Raw genomic sequence first — 25,918 nt, 5'->3', positions numbered from 1 at the left:
AAACTCAAACCGCTGACAAAGGGACCGGCCGGCTTTGCCGGCTTTATCCGGATGCCGAATGCGGGTCCGGGCGGTCTGCTTGAGGAGAAGACAATGGGCAAAGTTATTGGCATTGACCTTGGAACGACGAATTCCTGCGTCGCCGTCATGGATGGCAAGGCTGCAAAGGTCATCGAGAATTCCGAAGGCGCGCGCACGACCCCCTCGATCGTCGCCTTTGCCGATGGCGGCGAACGCCTCGTCGGCCAGCCGGCCAAGCGCCAGGCCGTCACCAACCCCGAAGACACCTTCTTTGCCGTCAAGCGCCTGATCGGGCGCCGCTATGACGATCCGACCGTGGAGAAGGACAAGAAGCTCGTCCCCTACAAGATCGTGAAGGGTGACAACGGCGACGCGTGGGTCGAGGCCGAAGGCAAGAAGTATTCGCCCTCGCAGATCTCGGCGATGGTGCTGACCAAGATGAAGGAGACGGCCGAGGCCTATCTCGGCGCGACGGTCGACCAGGCGGTCATCACCGTTCCGGCCTACTTCAACGACGCCCAGCGTCAGGCGACCAAGGACGCCGGCAAGATCGCGGGTCTTGAGGTGCTGCGCATCATCAACGAGCCGACGGCGGCCGCGCTCGCCTATGGCCTCGACAAGAACGACGGCAAGACGATCGCGGTCTATGACCTTGGCGGCGGCACCTTCGACATCTCGATCCTCGAGATCGGCGACGGCGTCTTCGAGGTGAAGTCGACCAACGGCGACACCTTCCTCGGCGGCGAGGACTTCGACATGCGTCTGGTCGGCTATCTCGCCGACGAGTTCAAGAAGGACCAGGGCATCGACCTTCGCTCCGACAAGCTCGCCCTGCAGCGCCTCAAGGAAGCGGCCGAAAAGGCCAAGATCGAGCTGTCGTCCTCCTCGCAGACGGAAGTGAACCTGCCGTTCATCACGGCGGACGCCTCCGGCCCGAAGCACCTGGCGATCAAACTCACCCGCGCCAAGCTCGAGGCGCTTGTCGATGACCTCGTCCAGCGCACCATCGAGCCCTGCAAGGCGGCCCTCAAGGACGCCGGCATGTCGGCGAGCCAGATCGACGAAGTGGTTCTCGTCGGCGGCATGACCCGCATGCCGAAGATCCAGGAAGTGGTGAAGCAGTTCTTCGGCAAGGAGCCGCACAAGGGCGTCAACCCGGATGAGGTCGTGGCCATGGGCGCGGCAATCCAGGGCGGCGTGCTGCAGGGCGACGTCAAGGACGTGCTGCTGCTCGACGTGACCCCGCTTTCGCTCGGCATCGAGACGCTCGGCGGCGTGTTCACGCGCCTGATCGATCGCAACACGACGATCCCGACCAAGAAGAGCCAGGTCTTCTCGACGGCCGACGACAACCAGACCGCCGTGACGATCCGGGTCTTCCAGGGCGAGCGCGAGATGGCGGCCGACAACAAGATGCTCGGCCAGTTCGATCTCGTCGGCATTCCGCCGGCCCCGCGCGGCGTGCCGCAGGTCGAGGTCACCTTCGACATCGACGCCAACGGCATCGTCAACGTCTCGGCCAAGGACAAGGGCACCGGCAAGGAGCAGCAGATCCGCATCCAGGCCTCGGGCGGTCTGTCCGACGCCGACATCGACAAGATGGTCAAGGACGCGGAGGCGAACGCCGCTGCCGACAAGCAGCGCCGCGAGGCGGTCGAAGCCCGCAACCACGGCGAGGCGCTCGTCCACTCGACCGAGAAGTCGCTCGCCGACTATGGCGACAAGGTCTCGGCCGCCGACAAGTCGGCCATCGAGGCGGCCATCGCCGACCTCAAGTCCGTGCTTGAGAGCGACGACGCCGAAGCCATCAAGGCGAAGACCAATACCCTGGCGCAGGCTGCCATGAAGCTCGGCGAGGCGATGTACGCCCAGGGTCAGGGCGAAGCCGGCGAGGCCGGCCCCTCCGCGGCGTCGGACGACGACGTGGTCGACGCCGACTTCGAAGAGGTCAAGGACGACGACAAGAAGTCGGCCTGATCCGCAGCCCGCAACGGCTTGAAGAATCGAACGGCCCGGACATTTGTCCGGGCCGTTTTTTGTTGCGCTGTCCTGCCCTCAACCGCCGCCGAACAGGCGCCAGTCGCGCAAGGCTGCCATGAACTTCGGCCCGGGCTGGCCGTCAACTTCGGCTGAGTAGTAACCGGCGTCCGCGAGCCTTTGCTGAATCCGGCGGATCGTCTCAGGCGACCAGTTGCGCGCCTCGCTGCCCAGCTTTTCCAGCGTCTCGCCATCGTCGGTCCCGACCGCCCGCAGGAGCAAGTCGGCCGCCGTCTCGGGCGAGCGCGCCACTCCCGCGCCCTCGTCATAGAGCGCCGCCGCCGAAACGGCCCCGGCCGCATAACCCTGATCCGCCGCCTTGACGAACAGGCCGGCGGCCTCTTCCGGCGTTCCCTCGATCCCGTCCTTGGCAAAGACGCCGAGATTGTAGGTCGCACGGGCCGCACCGTCGGCCGAGGCCTTCTTCAGCAGCTCGATCGCGCGCGGCACATCCCGCGTGCCGCCCTGGCCCTTGTAGAGGGCGACGGCGAGGTTGATGGCCCCATCGCTGCTTCCCTTGGCGACGGCCTCCTCGTAGAGGCTGACGGCCTTCGCACGGTCGCGCGGAACGCCCTGCCCCGCCTCGTGGAGCAGCCCCAGGCTGACGAGCGCGCGCGTATCACCGACGGCAGCCGCCGCCTGATAGTTGGCGACCGCGTCGGCGACATTGCCCTTCGCGGCATAGGACCGCGCAAGAAGAGCCTTGTAGTGGGCATTCTCGTCGTTGCGTTCCGCCGCCTTGGCGCAGGCGGCAATGGCGGTATCGGCATTGCGGGCGAGCCGGTCCAGCGAAACGCCGGAGACATTGGCGGTCGCGTCATTGGGATGCGTCGCCAGACGCTCGCAGAGGAGTTCCGGGGTGGCCGAGACGACGTCATCCGAGACGAGGCTTGCGGCGAGCCGGCGCGCCTCTCCGGCATGCGGACCGTCCGGGTAGCGGCTCAAATAAAGGTCCGCGAGATCGCGGCTGCGGCTGTCGATGATGAGCGACCACAAGACCTCCTTGGCGTCGGCGGGCGGAGATGGCCTTGCCTTGTCGGCCAGCGCCGGCGCACTGCCGATGTCCTTTGCCATCAGCGAGCGGGCGTCCTCGGCAAAGCGGCCCTCGGGATAGCGCTGCAGGTAGATGCCGAGGAGATCCTGGTCGTTCTGCTGGGTCGCCAGATGCCACAGGCGCGTCTCTGGATCGGTTTCCTCGCGCCCGCCCGGCGCGAAATAGAATTCGGGCTTGATGGAGAACTGGACATAGGGCACCTGCCACCCGCCTGTCTGGGCCCGCACATCCTGGTTGACCTTCGAGAGCATCGGCAGCACCTCGACGCCGCGCGCCGTCATGCGCGTCAGAAGCGCCGTCGCATAGGGGCTGTTGCGGCCCGCGCCCTCGTAGGCGACCTTGCCGGGCTGGGTCGCATAGCCAATCAGGAAGCCGCTGACGTCTGGCGGTGGCGCCAGGCCATCGGGAAAGGCGCCGAGTTCGGAAGACAGGGGATTATTCTGGCAGGCGTCGAGAAAGACGATCTTGAAGGCATCGAGCCTGCCGAGTTCGGCAAGCAGGTCATCGAAGCGGACGGTCGTTGCGACCACGTCATCGGCGGAATGGATCACGGCGTCGGTCGGGACGAGATAATTCTTGCCGGAAATCTGGATGCCGTGTCCGGCGTAATAGACCGCCGCGATGCTGGCGCCACGCGCTATCTCACGGAAGCGATCGATGGTGGTCCGCATTTCCTCGCGGCCGATATCGACCCCGAGGAGCACCTCGAAGTCGAGATGCTTCAGCGTTCCGGCGATCGCCTCGGCGTCGTTGCGCGCGTTCGGCAACGTGTTGAGGCTGGCGTAGGCGCTGTTGCCGATCACGAGCGCCACGCGCTCAGCCGCCCTTGCCGGCTCCAGACCGCAGAGCATCGCAACGAGCAGGAAGGCGGCGGCCAAGGCTGCGCGGCTGCACCAACGGGTCTGCTGCCTCGCCTGCCTTCGGTCCTGTCCGGCAATCACCATTGCCACCCCCGCCGGGTCTGCTGCCTCGCCTGCCTTCGGTCCTGTCCGGCAATCACCATTGCCACCCCCGCCGGGTCTGTCGCCCATGGCCGCTCACAGGCCGACGGCCCGTGCCATGTCGACCTCGATCGAGGCGAGGGTCTGCTCGACCACATTGCGCTGCTGCGAGCGGAGTTCGGCGATCACCGTATCGTCGGACTGCACGAGGGAGATGCTGCGGACCTTCGACACACCTTCGCGAACCACGTCCACCGCCTTTCGCACCGACGTGGCCGCCCGCACCTTGCGCCGGACGTCCAGAATGACGGGGGCCGTGGCAATGGCGACGGGGCTGCCTTCGGCCGCCGCCTTGTCGAGCCCGCGGCGGAAATATTTCAGGACATTGAGGAAACAGCTCTGCGCCGTCATGCCGTTGCGGATCTGTCGGTCGCAACTGGCCGATTCCTCGAGGATGCGCTTTTGCAACTGCTTGAGTTGCGCCAGTGTCTGGCGCTCCTGTTCCACCGTTCGGGCCGCGGCTAGGCCCGGAGAGCCGGGCTCTGCCGACTGGAAGAACCCGGCGCCCGGACCGCTGCTGGAATTGCCGCCGCCATATCGTCCGGACGTGTCGCCATCGTTGCCACCCGTCTGGGCAACTTGCAGACGGTCGGTCGTGGACCGCGGACGAGCCGCACTCGCCCCCCCTTCGCGCAGCGCGTCTGGCAAAATGAGTTCAGGCGTTCCCGAAATCACCCCGCCGCCCATGCCCGCATTCGGCCGACCGCCGCTTTCCATTGCCTGGACCGAAAGGGGGAGCAGGCCAAAAGGCAGAGCAAGCGGAAGAATCAGACAGGATCCAACTGCAAGGATTGTTCGTCTTGTTTTGCCGGCCATTGGATGACCCTCATGCCAGTTGATCCAGCAAGCGATTCACCGAGCAGCAAGAGCGGACAGATGATGAAAAGACATCCGTATCGCGCCTTTCTCTGGCGCGCCCGGACGATCCGCCGCAAGTATCGATGGCTCCAGTGTCTGCTCTCGGCTCCCCAATATCAAGGCAGAGATCATCGACCGCATGTCTTGCGAAATCATCGCCGGCCAGGGCAGCCGCCGTCCGCAGCCGTTGACGGCCATGGTGCAAGTGCGCCGTCTTCTGCCGCATCCCCCTTGATTTCAGTCATCCGGTCCCGGCAAACAAGGCGGAACGAGCACGACATCGGCACCTGAAATCGGGAGCACCCACGCCTTGGAAACCGTTGACTGCCTGATCATCGGCGCGGGCGTCGTCGGCATCGCCATCGCCCGCAAGCTGGCGCAGTCCGGGCGCGAGGTCGTCGTGGTGGAGGCGGAGGAGAGCTTCGGCACCATCACGTCCTCGCGCAACAGCGAGGTCATTCACGCCGGCATCTACTATCCGCGCGACAGCCAGATGGCGCGGCTCTGCGTTGCCGGCCGCAAGGCGCTCTATGCCTATTGCGACGCGCATCAGGTCTCCTACCAGCGCTGCGGAAAGCTGATCGTTGCCACGAACGAAGACGAGGCCGACCGCCTTTCCGCGATCATGGCGCATGCGCATGCCAACGGCGCGAGCGATGTCGCCATGGTGGATCGGGGCGAGCTTGCGCGAATGGAACCGGCGCTTTCCGCGGTCGCGGCCCTTCACTCCCCCTCGACCGGCATTCTCGACAGCCACGGCTTCATGCTGTCGATGCTCGGCGAGGCGGAGGAGGCAGGCGCCTTCTTCGCCTTCAACGCGCCTTTCGTGGAGGCGGAGATCGGGCCGAAACCCGTCGTCCGGATCGGTGGGCGCGAGCCGATGACGCTTGCCTGCAATCTCCTCATCAATGCCGCCGGCCTCCAGGCGCCCCATGTGGCCCGGCAAATGAAGGGCTTTCCGCAGGAGCACGTTCCCGCAGCCTATTATGCGAAGGGGAGCTATTTTTCGCTGGCATCCGGGCGAGCACCATTCTCGCGGCTCATCTATCCCGTCCCGGTGGCCGGCGGTCTCGGCGTTCATCTGACGCTCGATTTGGCCGGCCTTGCCCGGTTCGGCCCGGACATCGAATGGGTCGAAGCCATCGACTACCGTGTGGATCCTGCCCGCGGCGAGCGCTTCTACGCGGCAGTCCGGCGCTACTGGCCGGGCCTGCCGGACGGCGCTCTCGTTCCGGCCTATTCAGGCATCCGCCCGAAGATCGTGCCCCCGAGCATCGCCAGACAGGATTTCGTCATCGCATCGAAACGGGATCATGGTATCGGCCCGGTCATCCATCTGTTCGGGATCGAATCTCCCGGCCTGACATCGTCGCTTGCCATTGCCGACCATGTGTACGCCCTCGTTCGCCATGCATGATATTCAACTTTTGCGAGCATTACATAATCCTCTCGCCCCGCGATAATCGGGCGAAGGCCGGCGCCACCGGCCTGCCGGCCGCAAGATGCTGACAACCCGAGAGAGCATCCCTTCCTGCAAGGCGACACCGTCTGATCGTGATGGAGGAATTTGCACAATTAATGGTTTATTTCAAAGCTGTATTTGCACCAAATAATTGCTCCCAGACATGTTTGTGCCTCATTCACATTGCAGCTTTTGTTCGCTTCCGGTGGTCAATTCCAGCGATCACCATTCAAAGGTTCATTTCCTATAAGGTGCAAAGCGCATGTCGACCTCGGCAGGCGTATTGACAGCTTGCAACCCAGTCCTCAAATTCCCCCCGATTTTCGGCCCCCGGGAGGCGTCTTGCTGAACCAGAAACACCTGAATATCTTGGGAATCAGAGGCGTTCCGGGCAGTCACGGCGGCTTCGAGACCTTTGCCACACATCTCGCGCCCTACCTCGCCGCCAAGGGTTGGAGCGTTACAGTCTACTGCCAGCTTGATCCGGTCGAGGAAGGCATCGTTCCGGACTCTTTTGAAGACGAATGGAAGGGCGTCAGGCGCGTTCACATCGGAACGGAAAGAACGGGCTCCGTCGGCAGCGTCATCTTCGACTGGCGCTGCATTCGAGACGTTCTGCGCCGTCCCGGCATCGATCTTGTGCTTGGTTACAACACGGCCGTCTTCTGCATCCTGCAGAGGCTCTACGGCCGCAGGGTGATCATGAACATGGACGGGATCGAGTGGAAGCGCGGGAAATGGCGCTGGCCGATCAAGGCCTGGTTCTATGTCAACGAGTTCATCGGCGCGAACCTTGCCAACAGGGCGATCGCCGACCATCCGGAAATTGCCCGTCACCTCAAGCGGCACGGCTGCTTCGGTTCGGTGGTGATCCCCTATGGCTCGGACAGCATCACCTCGGCGGATGAAAGCCATTTGGCCGGCCTCGGGCTGGAAAAGTCGAAATACATCGTCTCGATCGCCCGGATCGAGCAGGAGAACTCCGTCCTCGAGTTCGTGCGGGCCTTCTCGCGGAAGACGCGCGGGATCAAGCTCGTCGTCCTCGGAAAATTCGATCCGAACAACGACTACCACACGCGGATTCTCGAGGCCGCCTCCGACGAGGTGATATTCCCCGGCGCCATCTACGATGCTGGCATCGTCTCCGCATTGCGGTTCTTCGCGCTTGCCTATGTGCACGGCCATCAGGTCGGCGGAACGAATCCGTCGCTGGTGGAAGCCCTCGGCGCCGGCAACGCGGTGATCGCCCACGACAATCGCTTCAACCGTTGGGTCGCCGGACCGGAACAGTTCTATTTCGGCAGCGAAGACGATTTCGACGCCGTCCTGGAGACCGTCACCCGGTCTCCGGAGCGGGTGGAGCACGCCCGGCAGGCCGCGCGCGGCCGGCACAGCGCCAACTTTACCTGGGACATCATCTTCAAGGCCTACGAAGACCTGCTGCTGAAATACGTCAAATGATCCTGCCGGTCAGCGGGCCGCGCGTTCTGCCGCGTCCCGCCTGAGGCTGTCCGCGAGGGCTGCCGCCGAGCGTTTCCAGGTCATGCGCTCGACGAGGCCGTCGCCGCGTGCGACCGCCTGCCGGCGCAGGTCGTCGTCCGAGAGAACGGCCCGGATTCTGTCCGCAAGTTCCTCGACGCTTTCGCCGGAGATCATGATGGCCGTGTCGCGGTAGATCCGGCCATGGGCCGTCTGGTCGGCGACGATGACGGGGATCCGGGCGGCCATGCCCTCCAGCGGCGGAATGCCGAAGCCTTCCGCCATGGACGGAAAGACGAGCACGGCGGCGGCGCGCAGCACGAAGATCTTCTCCTGGTCCGACAGGCCTTTCAGATGGATGACGGTCCCGTCCGCGATCGCCTGCCGCGTCCTCGCACAGCCGCCGCCGGAGCTTTCGTCGATCGACCCCATGAGGACCGTCTGAAGACCCGAGAGGCCGGCCCCCTGCAGCCGGGACACGGCATCGATCAACAGGGGAATGTTCTTGCGTCGCTCGATGCGGGTGAGCGAGAGCACATAGCTGTCGAGACCGAATTTTTCCTTCACATAGGCCCTGGCCTCTTCATACGACACGGAGCGGTAGAAGTCGGCCGAGACGCCATTCGGAACGACGGCAATCGTCTCCGGGTCGCGGCTGTATTGCGCGGCAACCGCATCGCGCGTGAAGTCGGAAACCGCGTTCACCAGCGAGGCCAGACGCATGGAGAGGCCCACCATCATCCGGAAGCGCCCGGCAAAGGACGGATTGAAATACTGCGGATGAGTGATCGGCAGAATGTCGTGGATGGTGATGACCGACCGGCCTACGGGCAGGAGGGGACAGAAATATTGGTAGTGGACATAGTCGGGGGCGAGGCTTCGCAAGGCGGCATAGCTGCCGACCGTCAACCGCTTGGCGGCCGAGCCGAGATCGACCGGAACATGCCGCGAGACGGGAAAATCCGGAGGCTCGACCTCGCCGAAGGAGATCACCTCGATGGACGGGTCGACCGACGGAATTTCGCGGTAGACGTTTTCGATGAAGGTCCGGCTGCCCTGATGCCTGCCGCTGAAACCGTGGACATCGATCGCCAGCCGCAGCGGCTTCTTCGACACGTCACTCAAATCCGCCATGCTCGACTTACATCCTGATCAGGTTGAGAACTCCGCCGGCCGTGCCGGCGATCAAGCGACTCGCGCGACAATCACACAACGCGGCTCGCGGAGCTTGCTGCATGGGTGCCTCACGGTCAAACAGCCTGCAAGCGCAATGTGACGGCGCGACGACGACACGGCTCCTCCAGTCTGAAGCCGTGCCATCAGAGCCAGATCGCGACGCCCCCGCCCCGACCTGCGGAACGGCTTGCCGCGGCGGCCGATCTTGAAAAAAACATTCGTCCTTGACCTTTCCGACTTTCGCCGGGTTTGTTCGTCGTCGTTGCGACCTATCTCTAGATCCCAAAAGGTTGAACACAGGTCAGGAGTTGAGCGATGAAACTTGGCATTGTCGGGCTAGGACGAATGGGCGGCAACATCGCGCGGCGGCTGATGCGCGGCGGACACGAGGTGGTCGTGCACGACCTCAGCAGCGACGCCGTCGACGCCGTGGCGAAGGATGGCGCCATACCGGCGGCTTCGGTCGAGGACATGGCCGGCCTTCTCGGCGAGCCGGCCGTCTTCTGGATCATGCTTCCGGCCGGCGCGATCACCCAGTCCATGGTCGAGCGGATCAGCGACCTTGCAAAGCCCGGCGCCGTGATCATCGACGGCGGCAACAGCTTCTACAAGGACGACATCCGCCGCGCCCGCGAGCTTGCCGACAAGGGCATCGACTATGTCGACGTCGGCACCTCCGGCGGCGTCTGGGGCCTGGAGCGCGGCTATTGCATGATGATCGGCGGCAAGACGTCCGTCGTCGAGACGCTTGACCCGATCTTCCGGACGCTGGCGCCGGGCCTTGGCGAAATCCCGCGGACACCGGGGCGCGACGGCAAGCCCACCGCCGACGAGCGCGCCGAACTCGGTTATATCCATGCCGGCCCGCCCGGCGCGGGCCACTTCGTCAAGATGGTCCACAACGGCATCGAGTACGGCCTGATGCAGGCCTATGCGGAAGGCTTCGACATTCTTGCCGGCAAGGGATCGGAAAAGCTGCCCGACGACGAGCGTTTCGACCTCAATCTCACCGACATCGCCGAGGTCTGGCGCAGGGGCAGCGTGATCAGTTCCTGGCTGCTCGATCTCTCGGCGACGGCCCTTGCCCAGGACGGCAAGCTCAATGGGTTTTCCGGCAGCGTCGCCGATTCAGGCGAGGGTCACTGGACCATCGAGGCCGCCATGGAGCAGGCCACGCCGGCCCATGTGCTGTCGGCAGCGCTCTACGCCCGCTACCGAAGCCGGGTCGACAATACCTTTGGCGACAAGCTTCTCTCGGCCATGCGCTATGGCTTCGGCGGTCATGTGGAGATTCCGCAATAGCCTGCATTGCCGACGGCACTTCGTGACAGGACGCGGCGCGGCGCCACGGCGGAGCCGCGTCGACACCACCCATGCGGCCATATCCGCACCGCCGGTACAGGCCGGCCTATTGCTCGAAAATCCGGGGCCAGTTCTTGGTCAGCGGACGCAGCATCGCCCCCGCAAGGGTCGTGCGTTCGGCCGAAAACAGCACGTTGACCGGCATGCCGACATAGATCCGCTCGACCGCCGGGTTGAAGGCCGGATCGGAAATTCTCAGCGTCACCTCGTAGTAGTCCTGGGCACCGCGGAAATTGCCGTCGGTCGACGTGATCGGATTGATCGTTTCGATCGTCGCCTCGAAGAACTGGTCGCGAAGCAGCGCGTTCGTCGGCAGGCTGACAACGGCCTTCTCCTGGCGCTGGATGTTGTCGATGTCGTCGATCGAGACACGCGCCTTGACGATGTTCATCCGCGCCGAGGGGAGCAGCTTGAGCAGCAGGTCCGACTGCTGCACGAAGTTGGCGACGATGAAATTGTTGACGTCGACGGCGGCGCCGTCGATCGGGGCGGTGATCGTCCGCATGGCGATCTGGTTGTTCAGGGCCTCAAGATTGATCTTCTCGTCGATCAGGGAAATGTTGAAGGACTCAAGCTCGGAACTGATCGTCTTCATGTCGTTGTAGATCGAGAGGTAGGCCCTTTTCTTGTTGTCGTAGATCGAGCTCTCGATCGACTCCCGGTCGGAATTCAGACTGACGAGCTTCAGTTCATTGTCCCGGACGACCCGCTCCGATTCCCGTGACTTCGAGGCGTTGATCAACCTTTTGCGGGCCAGAACGGAACTTGCCTCGAAATCCTCCCTGACCGACGCCAATTGCGATCCTGCGATCTCGATCTGCTTGCCGATCGAGGCCTCCATTTGCTGCAGGTTTCCGATCTGCATGATCGCAAGTTCCAGCGTTTCGGCCAGAAGACCGATGTTGCGCGGGTTGCCGAAATCGGGACAAGGCAGCTTGTTTTGCCTGAACGCATCCAGCGACAGGGGCACGACATTCCGGATCGCGGTCTCGATTTCCTCCTCGTGGGCGTTCAGGAGATCGAGTTCGTTCCGGGCGTTGTCGATCTTGCACTCCAGCTTGCGGATCTTGTCCTGCGTGAGCTGCTTCTGGGATTTGAGATTCTCGTCGTCGAAGGAGACGAGCACGTCGCCGGCGCGCACGTGCTGACCGTTCCTGATGTGCAGTTGGCGCACGAGGCCTGACGTCACGGCCCGGATTTCCACGATCCGCTCATTGCTCGCCACCTCACCGGGCGAGACCACCCGAACTTCGAGGGGGGCCGCAACCGCCCAGGCCCCGAGGGCGATCAGAACGGCGCCGAGGAGCCAGGCCGAGATTTGCAGCGCGGGCATCGAGCGACGTGCTCTCAAAGACCGTTCGGCCGCTGGTGTGACTTTGAGCATCGGTCAGGCCCTTCCTTGCGCGGCGGGATTGGGCGAGCGCTGCGTTTCGATGGCGGCCAGTCGCGACAGGATGTCGTTGGTGGGTCCGAAGAGCGGCCCGGCGACGGGATGGAACATCAGGAGCTGATCGGAACTCCTCACGAACTGCGGATCATGGGTCACCATGACGATTGCAGCCCCTTCGGCCTTCAGGGCCTCGATCTGCGCGCGCAGATGGTCGATGCCCGTCTGGTCCAGCGATTGCGTCGGTTCGTCCAGCAGCACGATCCTCGGCCGCGCCGCGAAGAGCCGGGCAAGCGCGAGGCCCTGGACCAGCCCCGGCGAAAGAATGCAGCCACGCTCATTGAACGGAATGGTGTGATAGCCGTCCCGCAGCGAATTGATCGCGGCATCGCAGCCTGCGGCCCGCGCCGCCGCAACGGCCCGCTCGACCCTGTCAGGCCCGTCCGAAAGGGCGATGTTCTGGGCGATCGAGATCGGGAAGATATGGGCTTGCTGCGGCAGGTAGCCGATCGATTGCGCAATTCTTTCAACAGTCGACGGCGTCACGATGACGTCGCCCAGGCTGACATGCCCGCCCTGGGGCTGGAGAAGGCCGAGAATGCACTTGAGGAGCGTGCTCTTGCCGCAGCCGACCGGCCCGGTGACGACGCAGACAGTGCCGGCGGCGACCCGCAGGTTGATGTTGCGCAGAACGGGGCCGGTGGCCTCGGGGTACTGGAAGATCAGATTCCTTGCGATGACGGACGGCTTCAGGTCGTCCATGAAGATCGGCACCGCCCGCTCGCCGGCCTCCCTTGCGCTCTTCGTCTCGGCCTCATCGAGCGCGTTTTGCGCCGCGATGGCCGATTGAAGCATTCCCTGCATGGCCGCCGCCTGCTCCATCGGCATCACGGCACGGGACACGACGACGGAGGCCGCCATGATGGCGCCGGCCGACAGGCTCTGATGCAGGACAAGCCAGGCACCGGCGCCAAGGACGGAAGATTGGAGAAGTAGGCGGAGCGTGCGTGCAAGAACGATCCCGAACGAACTGACCTTCGCGCCCTGAAACTGGCGCCGGTGCGATTCTCCCCGGGCCTCCATCCACTTCGACAGGATGAAGTCCCGCGCCCGGCTGGTCTGGATATAGTCCTGCTGCGTCAGGACCGAATTGCCGAAGACGGCCTGAGACCTTGCCGCCTGGAGATGATCCCCATTCAACGCATTGCCCTTGCGCCCGAAATGGATCGTGGTTCCGACGAGCACGACCACACCCACGAGCCCCGCGGCGCCGATCAGCGGATGAATCGCGAAGGCGACGATCAGGAACAGCGGGGCAAAAGGCAGATCGATGAGGGCGGTAATCGCCGGTGACAGGACCACCTGTTCCAGGCGGTCGAGGGCATTGGCCACGGACCAGAAGGTTTCACCCTGCATCCTGTCGCGATGCACGATGGCTCTTGCGTAGCGATCGAAGGACCGCTCGATTTCAGGCGCCGCCCTTGCCAGCATGCGCATGCGCAAGGCGTCGAAGCCGAACAGGGCCATATAGAGGACAAGCGCAATCGCGCTGATCGCGAACAGATTGACGAGGCTGTGGGCCGCGATCACGCTGTCGTAGACGTGCATCAGGTAGAAGGGGCTGACCAGGAAGAGAATATTCGTGAAGAAGCTCACGAACAACAACGCGGCGATACCGCCTTCCGCTTGGCTTAGCAGACCGAAGAGAAACCTGACTGTCCGCATTCGCGCGTTTTCCTGCTGGACTGGACAAAGCATCTCAGCAGAATGGGCGCAAAGCCTGGAGCCGCATCCTCAATATTCGTTCTGCCGCATGCCTTTTCCGGCCAGTGTTAACGAATGGTGTTGATGCAAGGTAAAGAAAGTCTGACTTTGGCCTCTGGGCGATGATCCTCGGCGGTGCGCGGGAGCCAAACGTCGCCTCCGGCCGGCCATCCGTAATCGCGGGTTCTCCGCAGCCGGGTGACCGCGTTGCCCGGCAAAACGGCGGCTCTGGCACGGACGCCACCCCCACTCGACCGGCCGCACGCGCCAAAGTTGCACCTGAAACAATGCCGAAACAGGAACTTGCCGAGCAGTAACAAGTTGGAAATGAGACCGGAAATACCATCCCGCCCCAGGAATGACGTGTCGGACACCTGACCTTGAGGCAATTCGGGTCAGCCTCACTCCTTGCTTTGAGACCGACGACCGTCTTCCGAAACTTGATCCTGGACGTGGGAGCTGCGTGGAAACATGACTGAGGAAGCCGCGATCGCCGGTGCGGGCGTTTCGTCAACCACAAGCGCAAGCCTGCCCACCTACTCCTATGGCCAGATTGCCGATTATCTGCAGAACGGCTACTGGACCAGCAACTCCGGCTATGCCCATCACTACAACGTCGCGCCCGGCGGAAGCATCAGCGTCAATATCTCGGGGCTGACGAGCGCCAGCCAGACCCTGGCGGTCAATGCCCTCAGCGCCTGGACCATGGTGAGCGGCATCAACTTCAATGTCGTCACGAGCGGAGCCCAAATCACCTTCAGCGATTCAAACGCGTCGGGGGCCTATACGAACACCTGGTACACCTACAGCGCCAGCGGCCCCGGCTACGGCACGACCACATCGTCCACGGTCAACATTTCGACCTCCTGGGTCGCGACCTACGGGACGACGCTCGACAGCTATTCGTTCCAGACCTACATCCACGAGATCGGCCATGCTCTCGGGCTGGGACACGGTGGTCATTACAACAGTTCGGCGACCTATGGTGTCGACAATCACTACCTGAACGACTCCTGGCAAGCCTCGGTGATGTCGTATTTCAGCCAGTACGAGAACACCAACGTCAACGCGTCCTATGCCTATGTGGTCACGCCGATGATCGCCGACATCATCGCCATCCAGAACATGTATGGCACGGCGACCAACCTGCGCACCGGCAACACCGTCTACGGCGAGCACTCGACCGCCGGCGGATATTACGACCAGATTTCCTCAGCTAGCCCGGTGACCTTCACGATCCTCGACAATGGCGGCGTCGACACCATCGACTTCGGCTCGCAGACGGCCAACCAGGTGATCAACCTGAACGCCGAGACGATTTCCAGCGTGATGGGCCTGACCGGCAACATGATCATCGCCAGAGGAACTGTGATCGAAAATGCGGTGTCCGGCTCCGGCAACGACACGATCCTTGGCAACTCGGCAGGCAACACGATCTATGGCGGCGGCGGCGCGGACCAGATCACGGGCAACGGCGGCAACGACAACATCTTCGGCGGCAACGGCACGGATACGGCCAACTTCAACGTCAATCTCGCGGCGGCCACCATCTACTATTTCGGCAGTACGCACGACGTCGTGCTGCGCAACGGCACGGATGGCTCCGACCAGCTCCATTCGGTCGAGTCTCTGCACTTCCTCGACCAGACCGTCTCGGTCAGTTCGCTTGCTGACCATGGCTCCATCCTGGAGTACGGCGCCAGTTATGCCGACCTGAGGGTCACCTACGGAACCAACCAATCAGCCTTGATGGCCCATCTGCAAAATCAGGGTATTGCCGAGGGTCGGAGCATCAGTTTCGATGCCCGATTCTATCTCGGTTCCTATGCCGATCTACGAAACGCCTTTGGAACGGACCGGGCGGCGGCGGCCACCCATTTCATCAAGCATGGCGCGGCCGAGGGACGGACCGACGCCGCCTTCGACGACCTCGAATATGTCGCGAGCTACAGCGACCTGATCAACGCGTTCGGCACAAACGCCGCCGCCGGCCACCGCCATTTCCTGAACCATGGCTTCGCTGAGGGGCGCGGCGACAATTTTGACGGACGCCTCTATATCGGCGCCTATGCCGACCTGCGTGCGGCCTTCGGCGCCGACCGGGACGCGGGGACGCGACATTTCATCAAGCGTGGCGCGTCCGAAGGACGGACCGACGCCGCCTTCGACGACCTCGAATATGTCGCAAGCTACAGCGACCTGATCAACGCATTCGGCACAAACGCCGCCGCCGGCCACCGCCATTTTCTGAAGCATGGTTTTTCCGAAGGGCGCGGAGACAACTTCGACGGGCTCAAATACACCGCGTCCTACGGCGACCTGATCCAGGTCTTCGGGACAAACCACGATGCCTCAACGATGCACTATATCCGGCATGGCCATGACGAAGGCCGAACGACGACCTTTGATCCGTCGGCCTATCTGGCGGCAGCCGGCAATTCCGATCTTGTCGCCGCATTCGGTTCCAACCTGACAGCCGCGACGATGCACTACATCGAACACGGCTATGCCGAGGGACGACACACGGCCTGATCGGACCGAAGGCCGTGTGACGCAATCGCTCTGAATCAGGCACTTGGCCGGCGCGCCGGCAGGCGGGAATTTCCGACTACAGCCACGACCGGCCGACGGCTGTCCTTCACGCACTTGCGCGAGGCGCCAGCATTCCTTTGCAGCCGGCCTTTGCTGTTGGGTGATCAAACCCACAGGAAGACTGCGGCTCTCAGGACCGCCGACCGTTCACCGGATGTAAAACAGCACTGGCTACAATAGTTGTTACCGTGCAGTATTGATTTGTCGCGCGGCCCGCGGCTGGCCATATTCGCATGGCTGGCTTGCAGAGGCCCCGACGAATGATCCCTCATCAGGTCTTCCTTGCGGCACGGGGATGAAGAGCGGATCCAGGGTGTTCCCGGACATGATGCGCGACGAGGCCCGTTCTTCTTCGCGTGTTGTGAAGGTCTTGCGTAGAGGAACGTGCTTTTGACCGATCGTTCGGTGCCGCAGCATTTTCGCGCCTTCGACGCCTGGCGTTTCGTCGCAGCGCTGGCTGTCATGGTGTTTCACTTCTCGGCCTACGACATGGAGGGCCTTGCCTCGTTGCGCTTCCTGGCGCACCGGATGCAGCAGGTCATCGACCTCTTCTTCATTCTCTCCGGCTTCGTCATCATGACGGCCTACAGCGACAAGGTGCGTTCGCTCTCCGACTACCGGAACTTCCTGGTGCGCCGCCTTGCCCGCATCTATCCGCTGCATCTTCTGACCCTCGGGTTCTTCGTCTGCCTTGCTCTCGCGGGCCTTGCCGGCATCGTCCCCGTCGGCAACTGGCAGCGCTACGATTTCTCCACCCTGCCGGCACAGTTGCTGCTCGTTCACGCCTGGGGCGTGATGCCGGAACTGACCTTCAACTACGTGTCCTGGTCGATCAGTGCCGAATGGATGGCCTATCTCCTGTTCCCCTGCATCGCCCTGATGAACCGCAAGGCGGGCCTCTGGGGACTGGCGCTCGCTTTCGGCTTTGCCGCCATGGCGGTCGAGGCGCTGACGCAGGTCGGCTTCATTCCGGAGGAACGCTGGATCGAATCGGCGACCTATGGTGCCTTCCGGGCGCTGCCGTCCTTCGTGCTCGGTTGCGGCTGCGCCGTTGTGGTGACGCGTTATCGCCTGCCCGTCACGTCGCTGCTGCCGGGCCTCGTCGCCTTCGTCGCCACCTGCCTCGTCATGCTGCCCGCGCCGCCTGCCTATGTCATCCTGGCCGGGTTCGGGCTCGCCATGGTCCTGACGGCCTCGGCCGAACTCAACAATCCGGACTGCTCGCGCATCTTCCGCCATTTCGAGCTCATGGGCCGGGCCTCCTTCGGCATCTACATGCTGCATCCCGTCTTCGCGAGCTTCTTCATGGCGCTCGTCTGGGAGCATTTTCTCAAAGCCAGCGGCCTCGTGAACTTCTACCTCTACATGGCCATCGTCGGCGTGCTCGTCATCGCCGGCGCCGTCATCTCCATGTGGCTGATCGAAACGCCGTTGCGCGATCTCATCAACCGCCGCTTCGCGCCCGCCCAGTCCCAGGCGCCGGAGCCGCGACAGGCCGTTCCGGCGATGGCCACGGTGGAAAAGGTGCAGCCCGTCGACGCCGCCTGACGCCCGGCGCATAGCTGATCGTCGCAGAAGTGCAACGCCGGGGCTGGCACTGCGACCTGCGGATGCCTAAATCTTTGCGTTGAAACGGCAGACAGGCTAGAGACGGTGCAGCTTTGCAAAGGGCCGCCGCCGCGTTGTTTCCTTGCCTTGCAGAAAGTATTGCAGAGACTGAATGGCCGAGAGTAACGGGACTCGTCGATGAAGCGCGATTTTTACGAAACACTGGGCGTCGAAAAGGATGCAAACGACGCCCATCTAAAAAGCGCCTTTCGCAAGTTGGCGATGAAATACCATCCGGACCGCAATCCGGGCGACGCCGAGGCCGAGGCCAAGTTCAAGGAAATCAACGAAGCCTACGAGGTTCTCAAGGAACCGCAGAAACGGGCCGCCTACGACCGCTTCGGCCATGCCGCCTTCGAGAACGGCATGGGCGGCGGGCGCGCCGGATCGTCGGATTTCGGCGCCTCGATGGCCGACATCTTCGACGACATCTTCGGCGATTTCATGGGCCGCGGGCGGGGGCCGCGCGGCGGACGCGAGCGCGGCGCCGATCTGCGCTACAATCTGGACATCACGCTGGAAGAGGCCTTCACCGGCAAGACGGTCGAAATCGAGGTCCCGACCTCGATCACCTGCACCACCTGTTCCGGCTCCGGGGCCAAGCCCGGCACGTCGGCGACGACCTGCCGGACCTGCGGTGGTCACGGCAAGGTGCGGGCAACGCAGGGCTTCTTCACCATCGAGCGCACCTGTCCCGCCTGCCAGGGACGCGGCGAGACGATCTCCGATCCCTGCCCGACCTGCGCCGGATCCGGCCGCACGACCCAGGAGCGCACGCTTTCGGTCAACATTCCCGCCGGCATCGAGGACGGAACGCGCATCCGGCTTGCCGGCGAGGGCGAGGCCGGCGTGCGCGGCGGTCCGCCCGGCGACCTCTACATCTTCCTGTCGCTGCGTCCGCACGACATCTTCCAGCGCGACGGCGCCGATCTTTACTGCCGCGTGCCCATCTCGATCACGACGGCAGCCCTCGGCGGCTCGCTCGATGTTCCGACCATCGGCGGCACGTCGGCCAAGGTGAAGGTGCCGGAAGGCTCGCAGACCGGGCGCCAGTTCCGCCTCAAGGGACAGGGCATGCCGATCCTTCGAGCCAACCAGACCGGCGATCTCTACATCACGGTCGTGGTCGAGACGCCGCAGAACCTGACCCGCCGGCAGCGCGAGCTTCTGGAGGAGTTCGAGCAGGAGTCCTCTTCCGAGAATCATCCCGAATCGACGGGCTTCTTTGCTCGCGTCAAGGATTTCTTCGGCGGCTGAGGCCCTTGCCGAAGTGCATTCGGTCGCCCACATGCCCGAAACTGGCATGCGAACGGAGCCGCGCATCGTCCTGACACCAGAAAGACAGGAAAAACACTTATCTGTGCATATCTCGCGGCGCTCTCCGCCATGACGTTGTCGCAATTCTCCGATGAGAGTCTCATCGTCAGGTGAGTGGCTCCATCCTCCCCGCAGACCATGTCCTGACGGTCCGGTCCCCATCCGCTCGGAACTCCCTGCGACCACAACAAGGAATATCAACCATGCTGCAAGAAACCCGCTGTCCTTCCGGCCGTTTCCGGACGATCGTGGACGACGAGGTACGGTTCATTCGCAGCTGGATGGAAAAGCCGCTGACGACCGGGGCGGTCAGTCCCTCGGGCCGGTTTCTCGCCCGGGCCATGGCATCAAGGGTCGACGTATCACTGGATGGGCCGGTCATCGAACTTGGCCCCGGCACGGGACCCGTCACGAGAGCGCTGCTCGGCCACGGCATTGCTCCCGAGCGCATTCATGCGGTGGAATACAACCCCGCCTTCGCGAACCTGCTCAAGACCCGGTTTTCCGCGATCAGCGTCATCGTCGGCGACGCCTACGGGCTGGAAAAGACCCTGCAGGACAGGGTCGACGGGCCCTTCTCGGCCATCGTCTCCAGCCTGCCGCTGTTTACCCGCCCGGCGCCGGATCGCCGCCGCCTGATGGAACAGGCGATGCGCCTGCTGAAGCCCGGCGCTCCCTTCATCCAGTTTTCCTACGCTCTCGTGCCGCCACTGCCGGCAAGCCCCGGCGAATGGACGCTGGAGGTCAGCCCCTGGATCCTGCGCAACCTGCCGCCGGCGCGCGTGTGGACCTACCGTTCCGACGCCGGGGCCTGATCGAGGCCAGGGCGCATACGGGAAGGTTCACCGAAGCCCCGCGTTGCCCGTCGCACAGCATCAGGGTCTGATACAAGAAAAAGCGCCGGCCATCTTCATGGCCGGCGCTTTTCCCATTTCAGTCCGTGGAGATCGCGGCCGATCAGTTGGCCGGGAGCGGCTCCGGCGTGTCGGCCAGCGTGCGCAGATAGGCGATCAGGTCGGCGCGGTCGCCAGGCTTCTTCAGACCGGCAAAGCCCATCTTGGTGCCGCTCACGATGCCCTTCGGATCCTTCAGGAAGTGATAGAGATTCTCGTAGTCCCAGACATGGTCCTTGCCGTAGTCGACCATCTCGGACGAATAGGCGAAGCCCGCATGCGTGCCCGGCGTGCGGCCGACGACGCCGTAGAGATCCGGGCCCGTCTTGTTGGGGCCGCCCTTGTCGAAGCCGTGGCAGGCGGCGCACTTCTTGGCGACGGATTCGCCCTTGGCCGGATCGGCGGACGCCAGAAGTTCGGCAATCGGCGGGTCCCCGGCCGGCGCAGCTTCGCCAGCGGCCTCACCGCCTTCCGTCACTTCGATGGCGTACCCAGGCTTTTCCGGCACCTCCATATGGAAGATGCCCTCGCCAAGGAAGCCAAGTCCCATGGCCAGCAGCAGCGTTCCGAGAACCGTTCCCGCGATCTTGTTGAGCTCAAATGAATTCATGAACCAAGGCTCCAGCGTCACCCGAAGCACCCTGCGCCAACCCCTCTATGGTCGTACGCAGGATCCTCCACCCTCATTCTCAATCCCGAGCACAGCCCGCCGCGAAATCAATCCGGTTTCGCGCGCCATGCTCCCTCGCGGCCCGTGGGCCTTGCATTCCACACTGCCCTGAATGTCCCGCTCCCAGGGCCATCACGGACATCATGCCCCTTTGGGCTTGCTGTCCCAGGGTCTCAATCAGCACCGGGCTCGTCCGAAAATCACGCGCCGTCTCCCCGGCAGCATGCTTTTCGTCCCGCTCTCACGGACAAGACTTTGCCGTCTCCAGTCCCCGTGCAGTGTCGAGCGGACGTTATCGACAATCCCTCCCGCCTGTCCATAGACATCATGGAAAAACAATCGGCCAAGATGGGCAAACAACGGATATCGACAGCCGTCGCACCCAGCCCCCCGGTCGAAACTCTTGCCAGCCGCGCGGCCATGGTCCTAAGACACCCTTCGCCTTTCCCGGATGCGATCCGTCCGAGGCGATCCTTCCGCCGCACCAGGCGCCACGACTTCAGGGAACCCAACCGCCATGTCCGATGGACAAGCCCGGCCGCCGGCCATCGTCATCATTCCGGCCCGTATGGCGAGCACGCGCCTTCCCGGCAAGCCGCTCGCCGACATCCACGGTGAGGCGATGATCGTGCATGTCTGGCGGCGGGCCGTCGAGGCGCAGATCGGCACGGTGGTGGTCGCCTGCGACGATGCCCGCGTGCAGCAGGCGATCGAGGCGGTCGGGGGAACCGCCGTGATGACCCGGCCCGACCACGCCAGCGGATCGGACCGCATCTTCGAGGCGCTTCAGGCCGTCGATCCGAACGGCAAGGCGGAGATCGTCGTCAACGTGCAGGGCGATCTTCCGACCATCGCGCCCGCGGCGATCCGCGCCTGTTTCCTGCCGCTGCTCGATCCCGCCGTCGATGTTTCGACGCTCGCCACAGAAATCAACGTGGAGGCGGAGCGGACCAACCCGAACGTCGTCAAGGTCGTCGGCACGCGGCTTGAGCCGGACCGGATGCGGGCGCTCTATTTTACCCGCGCGACGGCACCTTACGGCGAGGGCCCGCTCTATCACCACATCGGCCTTTACGCCTATCGCCGCTCGGCGCTTTCCCGCTTCGTGGCGATGCCGCCGTCAGAACTGGAACTGCGGGAAAAACTCGAGCAGCTTCGCCTGCTCGAAGCCGGCATGCGGATCGACGTCGCCCTCGTCGACGACGTCCCACTCGGTGTCGACACGCCAGAGCATCTGGAGGAAGCCCGCCTCCGGCTTGGCGCAAGCTGACGCGACCGACCGCCTTTCGGGTTGTCCTTCGAGGCAGACTTCGGATAGAGACAATCGGCGTCACGCCGCGCACCGCGGTCCTCGCCCTTTTAGAATGATCACGACAATGACCAAGCCGCTGCGCATCGCGTTCCAGGGAGAACGCGGCGCCAACTCCGAAATCGCCACGCTGGACGTCTATCCCGACAGCCAACCGATCCCGTGCCCGACCTTCGAGGATGCCTTTGCGGCGGTCCAGTCCGGCAGTGTCGATCTCGGCATGATCCCGATCGAGAACTCGCTCGCTGGACGCGTCGCGGACATTCACCACCTGCTGCCCGATTCCGGGCTTTATATCGTTGGCGAATACTTCCTGCCGATCCGCTTCCAACTGATGGCGCCCAAGGGGGCGACGCTGGAGGGGCTGAAAAGCGTCGAGAGCCATGTCCATGCCCTCGGCCAGTGCCGCAAGATCATCCGCAAATACGGCCTGACGCCGCGTGTCGCCGCCGACACGGCGGGCTCGGCACGGCTTGTGGCGGAATCGGGCGATCTCACCCGCGCGGCGCTCGCCCCCTATCTCGCCGCCTCGATCTACGGGCTCGACATCCTTGCCGAAAATGTCGAGGACGCCGCCCACAACACCACGCGCTTCGTGATCCTCTCCAAGACGCCGGCCCCGGCCGTCGTGGGCAGCGGCCCGGTCATGACCACCTTCGTCTTCCGGGTGCGCAACATCCCGGCCGCGCTCTACAAGGCGCTCGGTGGCTTTGCCACCAACGGCATCAACATGACGAAGCTGGAGAGCTACCAGCTCGGCGGGGAATTCTTCGCCACGCAGTTCTATGCCGACGTGGAAGGTCATCCGGAGGAGCCGCCGCTGCGCCGGGCGCTGGAAGAGCTGACCTACTTCTCCAAGGAACTGCGCATCCTCGGCGTCTATCCCGCTGCACCGCTGCGGGCAAAGCTGCGCGAGCAGGCACCGGCGGAATAGGCCCGGGCGGGGTCGCTCGGGCTCAGCTTGCCAGCCAGTGCGTGATGATGTGGCGGGCGATCGTCGGACCCGGCGGCACCCTCAGGCCGTCCGGATGCGTGCCGTCCACCATCTGACGCACCTCGTCGCGGTGGAACCAGCGGCAGTCCTCCAGTTCCGTGCTGTCCATCTCAACCGTCTCGGTGAGCGCCTCGCCGTAGCAGCCGAGCATCAGGGACATGGGAAAGGGCCAGGGCTGGCTGTTGTGATAGGCAACAGCGCCGATGCGGATGCCCGCTTCCTCGTAGACCTCGCGCCGGACCGCATCCTCCACCGTTTCGCCCGGCTCCAGGAAGCCGGCAAGGCAGGAGTAGCTTCCCGTAACGAAGCGGGCCTGCCGCCCCAGGAGACAGCGGTCGCCGTTCACCGCCAGCATGATGACGACGGGATCCGTGCGCGGGAAATGATGCGTGCCGCAGGTGTGGCATTCGCGGCGGTAGCCGCCGAGCGCCATGGTCGTCTCCGATCCGCAGACCGAGCAGAAGCGATGGGTCCTGTTCCAGTGCAGCAGGCTCCGCGCCTGCGCCTTGATGCCGAGATCGCCGCCCTTGAGGGGGCCCTCGATCGCCAGCGTGCGCAGATCGATCAGTTGGAAGCCATCGAGAGCCCCGTCGTCCTCGTCGCCCACAAAGGCCGCGACATGGGGGATCTCCTCGTGGTCCCACCCGAGCAGCACCTGCGGCGCCGGCTTCAGAACGAAGTCCTTCGCGGCCTCCAGATCGAAACTGCCCGTTTCGTTTCCATCGTGCGGCAGGATCGCCCTGTCGGCGGAAAACAGGTGATAGCGCGCCTTCGGGTCCTCCATCGCGGTCTCGACCACATCGGCGAAGGCGCGCGCCTCGGACCGGCGGTCGAGCGGATTGACGGCAAAGCCGGTGGCGGCGGAATAGTCAGTCGGCGGAAAATGAATGGGCATGATCGATCAGAGCTTCAGGCGGGTCTTGAGGTCGGCGAGGAGAGCGACGACGGTGGTGGGCGCATAGTGTACGGCCGGCTGGCGGCCCCAGACCGGGCCGGGCCAGGCGGGATCGCCGACGTGCCGCGCGATGACATGGACATGGAGTTGGCGCACCATGTTGCCAAGGGCCGCGACGTTGAGCTTGTCGGCGTTGGCCAGGTTCCGAACAACCGTGCTCGCGGCGGCAATCTCTTCCATGAGGATCGCACGCTCGGTTTCGTCGAGGTCGATGATTTCGGCAAGCCCATCCTTGCGCGGCACCAGGATCAGCCACGTCCAGGTGCTGTCGTTCATCAACAGGACGCGGCAGAGCGGCAGGTCGCCGACGAGGTGCGTATCCGCCGCAAGGCGCGGATCGAGGGTGAAGGCAGTCACGTGGCGGCTCCCTCGCGGTTGGCCGGAACCGGCGATAACGCCGCGCCGAAGGTGTCGTCAAGGCTCGGCTTCAGGCGCCAGAGCAGCAGGAAGCCGCGCAAGAGCAGGAAGGCGAGGAGGGCGAGCCAGAGGCCGTGGTTGCCGAGAAGGCTGGTGGCCGGAAACAGAATGGCGATATAGCCCGCCAGCGACAGGAGCATCATGTTGCGCATCTGGCGCGACCACGTCGCCCCGATGAAGACGCCATCCATCTCGAAGGCGAGCACGCCGGCAAGCGGCGTCAGCGCGGCATAGGGCAGGAACTGGCCGGCGGCGGCCCGGACGTCCTCGGCCGTGGTCATGAAGGCGATAACGGGCTTGCCCGCAGCGAAAAAGGCAAGGCTCGCGATCCCCGCCAGAATGAAGGACCAGATCGTGGTGAGGCGAACCGCCGTCACAAAGGCCGGGCGCTGGCGCGCGCCGATCGACCGGCCGGTGAGCTGTTCGGCGGCGGTCGCAAGGCCATCGAGGAAATAGCCGCCGACAAGGAAAAAATTCATCAGGATGGCATTCGCGGCCAGCGTCAAATCCCCGAAACCGGCACCGACGCGGGCGAAGATCGTGAAGCCGGCGAGCAGCGCGAAGGTGCGGATCATGATGTCGCCGTTGACGGCGAACATGCGGCTCATGGCCTGGCGGTCGAGGATCTCCGAGAGTTTCGGGACAGTCGTTGCCCGGTTGAAATGCCAGCAGACCGCAAGGCCCACGACAGCGGCGATGACCTCGCCGATGAGCGTGCCAAGCGCGACACCGAACAGTCCCCAGCCGAACACCAGCCCGAGCAGGAAGGAAAGCGCGATGTTGACGCCGTTGAGCAGCGTCTGCAACGCCAGCCCGACGCCCGCATGGCCGAGCCCGATGACCCAGCCGAGGATTGCGTAGTTCAAGAGCGCGAAGGGCGCCGACCAGATGCGGACGTCGTAATAGGCCCTTGTCGCCTCGGCGACCTCGGCGCTCGGCGCCGTGAAGAAGAGGGCGGCGGCGGCAAGCGGCCCCTGCAGCAGGATCATCACGAGGCCCGAGCCGACCGCGATCACCAGCGAGCGCAGAAGAATGCGCGTCTGCTCGGCCCTGTCGCCGGCGCCGAGCGCCTGGGCGGTGAGCCCCGTCGTGCCGGACCGCAGGAAGTTGAAGGTCGAAAAGAGCACGTCGAAGATCAGCGCGCCGATGGCGATGCCGCCGATGAGACGGGCATCGCCGAGCTGGCCGATCACCGTCAGGTCGACGACGCCAAGCAGCGGCGTCGAGATGAAGGCGAGCGTCATCGGCACGGCAATGCGAAAGACCACCGCGCTGGTGATCGGCAAGGCCTGGACCTCGGCCGGCCGGCCGGCGTGTGATTGCTCGCTCATGGAAGCTCCGAAAGGGCGACCCGGAAGGCGCCGCAAGACGTCCCGATCGACTGTTTCGCCCCTATACGACATTCGCCGCGCAAGGTCGCGACCATTCTGAGCGGTCACCCGGATTTGCCCGGCAGTGGCCGTCATCGGTCCGTTGGGACAACGGCTTTTTAACGCCCTTGTCGGACACTTGGCGCCAGAAAATGTCGGCGCGGCAATGAAGAGGCGACTAGCACCCGGCAG

General features: G+C 64.0%; 19 protein-coding genes. 10 read left to right on the top strand and 9 right to left on the bottom strand.

Annotated features, from left to right (window positions below):
• Positions 1 to 93: 93 nt before the first annotated feature.
• On the top strand, positions 94 to 1,998 hold the full coding sequence (gene dnaK / locus HDIA_RS24290) for a molecular chaperone DnaK (RefSeq protein ID WP_099558577.1): 1,905 nt from the start codon (positions 94 to 96) through the stop codon (positions 1,996 to 1,998).
• A gap of 78 nt (positions 1,999 to 2,076) precedes the next feature.
• On the opposite strand, the gene HDIA_RS24285 is transcribed toward dnaK, so the two are convergent.
• Together HDIA_RS24285 and HDIA_RS24280 are read right to left on the bottom strand one after the other, a co-directional pair.
• Positions 2,077 to 3,990, bottom strand: coding sequence for a caspase family protein (locus HDIA_RS24285; RefSeq protein ID WP_210202875.1), 1,914 nt, complete (start codon positions 3,988 to 3,990; stop codon positions 2,077 to 2,079).
• A 159-nt stretch (positions 3,991 to 4,149) separates the two neighbouring features.
• The gene (locus HDIA_RS24280; protein WP_157775808.1) at positions 4,150 to 4,830 is read right to left on the bottom strand and encodes a hypothetical protein; all 681 of its coding nucleotides are present in this window, start codon (positions 4,828 to 4,830) and stop codon (positions 4,150 to 4,152) included.
• Between the two features lie 451 nt (positions 4,831 to 5,281).
• Between HDIA_RS24280 and HDIA_RS24275 the strand changes: the two genes are divergently transcribed.
• Together HDIA_RS24275 and HDIA_RS24270 are read left to right on the top strand one after the other, a co-directional pair.
• Positions 5,282 to 6,388 carry an NAD(P)/FAD-dependent oxidoreductase gene (locus tag HDIA_RS24275; RefSeq protein WP_099558574.1) on the top strand — a complete coding sequence of 369 codons (1,107 nt, stop codon included), beginning with the start codon at positions 5,282 to 5,284 and terminating at the stop codon, positions 6,386 to 6,388.
• A gap of 387 nt (positions 6,389 to 6,775) precedes the next feature.
• Entirely contained in the window at positions 6,776 to 7,894 is a 1,119-nt protein-coding gene (locus HDIA_RS24270) for a DUF1972 domain-containing protein (RefSeq protein ID WP_210202874.1), read from the top strand.
• Positions 7,895 to 7,903: 9 nt separating this feature from the next.
• Here HDIA_RS24270 and HDIA_RS24265 read toward each other — a convergent pair whose 3' ends face one another.
• The gene (locus HDIA_RS24265; protein ID WP_099558573.1) at positions 7,904 to 9,046 is read right to left on the bottom strand and encodes a glycosyltransferase family 4 protein; all 1,143 of its coding nucleotides are present in this window, start codon (positions 9,044 to 9,046) and stop codon (positions 7,904 to 7,906) included.
• Positions 9,047 to 9,403: 357 nt separating this feature from the next.
• Here HDIA_RS24265 and gnd point away from each other — a divergent pair, with 357 nt between their 5' ends.
• Complete coding sequence (gene gnd / locus HDIA_RS24260; RefSeq protein WP_099558572.1) at positions 9,404 to 10,390, top strand: phosphogluconate dehydrogenase (NAD(+)-dependent, decarboxylating); 987 nt, start codon at positions 9,404 to 9,406, stop codon at positions 10,388 to 10,390.
• A gap of 106 nt (positions 10,391 to 10,496) precedes the next feature.
• Here gnd and HDIA_RS24255 read toward each other — a convergent pair whose 3' ends face one another.
• Positions 10,497 to 11,783, bottom strand: a complete 1,287-nt coding sequence (locus tag HDIA_RS24255) for an HlyD family secretion protein (RefSeq protein WP_162292692.1) — start codon at positions 11,781 to 11,783, stop codon at positions 10,497 to 10,499.
• A 54-nt stretch (positions 11,784 to 11,837) separates the two neighbouring features.
• Positions 11,838 to 13,562, bottom strand: a complete 1,725-nt coding sequence (locus HDIA_RS24250; protein ID WP_157775807.1) for an ATP-binding cassette domain-containing protein — start codon at positions 13,560 to 13,562, stop codon at positions 11,838 to 11,840.
• A 510-nt stretch (positions 13,563 to 14,072) separates the two neighbouring features.
• Between HDIA_RS24250 and HDIA_RS24245 the strand changes: the two genes are divergently transcribed.
• The 4 genes from HDIA_RS24245 (at position 14,073) to HDIA_RS24230 (ending at position 19,933) form a co-directional block, all read left to right on the top strand.
• A complete protein-coding gene (locus HDIA_RS24245) occupies positions 14,073 to 16,133 on the top strand; it encodes a M10 family metallopeptidase C-terminal domain-containing protein (RefSeq protein ID WP_099558569.1) in 2,061 nt (686 codons plus the stop codon).
• A gap of 450 nt (positions 16,134 to 16,583) precedes the next feature.
• Positions 16,584 to 17,741 carry an acyltransferase family protein gene (locus tag HDIA_RS24240; protein ID WP_099558568.1) on the top strand — a complete coding sequence of 386 codons (1,158 nt, stop codon included), beginning with the start codon at positions 16,584 to 16,586 and terminating at the stop codon, positions 17,739 to 17,741.
• A 198-nt stretch (positions 17,742 to 17,939) separates the two neighbouring features.
• A complete protein-coding gene (gene dnaJ, locus HDIA_RS24235) occupies positions 17,940 to 19,058 on the top strand; it encodes a molecular chaperone DnaJ (RefSeq protein WP_099558567.1) in 1,119 nt (372 codons plus the stop codon).
• Positions 19,059 to 19,321: 263 nt separating this feature from the next.
• Entirely contained in the window at positions 19,322 to 19,933 is a 612-nt protein-coding gene (locus tag HDIA_RS24230; protein ID WP_099558566.1) for a class I SAM-dependent methyltransferase, read from the top strand.
• Between the two features lie 142 nt (positions 19,934 to 20,075).
• Here the strand turns inward: HDIA_RS24230 and HDIA_RS24225 are convergent, their stop codons facing one another.
• Complete coding sequence (locus HDIA_RS24225; RefSeq protein ID WP_099558565.1) at positions 20,076 to 20,621, bottom strand: c-type cytochrome; 546 nt, start codon at positions 20,619 to 20,621, stop codon at positions 20,076 to 20,078.
• Positions 20,622 to 21,198: 577 nt separating this feature from the next.
• Here HDIA_RS24225 and HDIA_RS24220 point away from each other — a divergent pair.
• Positions 21,199 to 21,951: a 3-deoxy-manno-octulosonate cytidylyltransferase gene (locus HDIA_RS24220; RefSeq protein ID WP_099558564.1), complete on the top strand. Its 753-nt coding sequence runs from the start codon at positions 21,199 to 21,201 to the stop codon at positions 21,949 to 21,951.
• A gap of 106 nt (positions 21,952 to 22,057) precedes the next feature.
• Complete coding sequence (locus HDIA_RS24215; RefSeq protein ID WP_099558563.1) at positions 22,058 to 22,924, top strand: prephenate dehydratase; 867 nt, start codon at positions 22,058 to 22,060, stop codon at positions 22,922 to 22,924.
• A 22-nt stretch (positions 22,925 to 22,946) separates the two neighbouring features.
• Here HDIA_RS24215 and nudC read toward each other — a convergent pair whose 3' ends face one another.
• From nudC to HDIA_RS24200, 3 genes are read right to left on the bottom strand one after another with little or no spacing between them, the layout of a single operon-like run.
• Complete coding sequence (gene nudC, locus HDIA_RS24210) at positions 22,947 to 23,879, bottom strand: NAD(+) diphosphatase (RefSeq protein ID WP_245884072.1); 933 nt, start codon at positions 23,877 to 23,879, stop codon at positions 22,947 to 22,949.
• 6 nt (positions 23,880 to 23,885) lie between these two features.
• Complete coding sequence (locus tag HDIA_RS24205) at positions 23,886 to 24,296, bottom strand: HIT domain-containing protein (RefSeq protein WP_099558562.1); 411 nt, start codon at positions 24,294 to 24,296, stop codon at positions 23,886 to 23,888.
• Complete coding sequence (locus HDIA_RS24200; protein ID WP_099558561.1) at positions 24,293 to 25,687, bottom strand: MATE family efflux transporter; 1,395 nt, start codon at positions 25,685 to 25,687, stop codon at positions 24,293 to 24,295. Before HDIA_RS24200 ends, HDIA_RS24205 begins: the two co-directional genes overlap by 4 nt.
• Positions 25,688 to 25,918: the final 231 nt, after the last annotated feature.

This window comes from Hartmannibacter diazotrophicus (genome assembly GCF_900231165.1).
GTDB classification, from domain to species: domain Bacteria; phylum Pseudomonadota; class Alphaproteobacteria; order Rhizobiales; family Pleomorphomonadaceae; genus Hartmannibacter; species Hartmannibacter diazotrophicus.
Note: the sequence above shows the minus strand (reverse complement) of the source record. Positions and strands in the feature narration are given on the sequence as shown.

Bases quoted from the DNA above. Each gene is read 5' to 3' on its own strand.
- dnaK (WP_099558577.1), top strand. From the start codon at position 94: ATGGGCAAAGTTATTGGCATTGACCTTGGAACGACGAATTCCTGCGTC.
- HDIA_RS24280 (WP_157775808.1), bottom strand. From the start codon at position 4,830: ATGGAAAGCGGCGGTCGGCCGAATGCGGGCATGGGCGGCGGGGTGATT.
- HDIA_RS24265 (WP_099558573.1), bottom strand. From the start codon at position 9,046: ATGGCGGATTTGAGTGACGTGTCGAAGAAGCCGCTGCGGCTGGCGATC.
- gnd (WP_099558572.1), top strand. From the start codon at position 9,404: ATGAAACTTGGCATTGTCGGGCTAGGACGAATGGGCGGCAACATCGCG.
- HDIA_RS24255 (WP_162292692.1), bottom strand. From the start codon at position 11,783: ATGCCCGCGCTGCAAATCTCGGCCTGGCTCCTCGGCGCCGTTCTGATC.
- HDIA_RS24250 (WP_157775807.1), bottom strand. From the start codon at position 13,562: ATGCGGACAGTCAGGTTTCTCTTCGGTCTGCTAAGCCAAGCGGAAGGC.
- HDIA_RS24245 (WP_099558569.1), top strand. From the start codon at position 14,073: ATGACTGAGGAAGCCGCGATCGCCGGTGCGGGCGTTTCGTCAACCACA.
- dnaJ (WP_099558567.1), top strand. From the start codon at position 17,940: ATGAAGCGCGATTTTTACGAAACACTGGGCGTCGAAAAGGATGCAAAC.
- HDIA_RS24230 (WP_099558566.1), top strand. From the start codon at position 19,322: ATGCTGCAAGAAACCCGCTGTCCTTCCGGCCGTTTCCGGACGATCGTG.
- HDIA_RS24225 (WP_099558565.1), bottom strand. From the start codon at position 20,621: ATGAATTCATTTGAGCTCAACAAGATCGCGGGAACGGTTCTCGGAACG.
- HDIA_RS24220 (WP_099558564.1), top strand. From the start codon at position 21,199: ATGTCCGATGGACAAGCCCGGCCGCCGGCCATCGTCATCATTCCGGCC.
- HDIA_RS24215 (WP_099558563.1), top strand. From the start codon at position 22,058: ATGACCAAGCCGCTGCGCATCGCGTTCCAGGGAGAACGCGGCGCCAAC.
- nudC (WP_245884072.1), bottom strand. From the start codon at position 23,879: ATGCCCATTCATTTTCCGCCGACTGACTATTCCGCCGCCACCGGCTTT.
- HDIA_RS24200 (WP_099558561.1), bottom strand. From the start codon at position 25,687: ATGAGCGAGCAATCACACGCCGGCCGGCCGGCCGAGGTCCAGGCCTTG.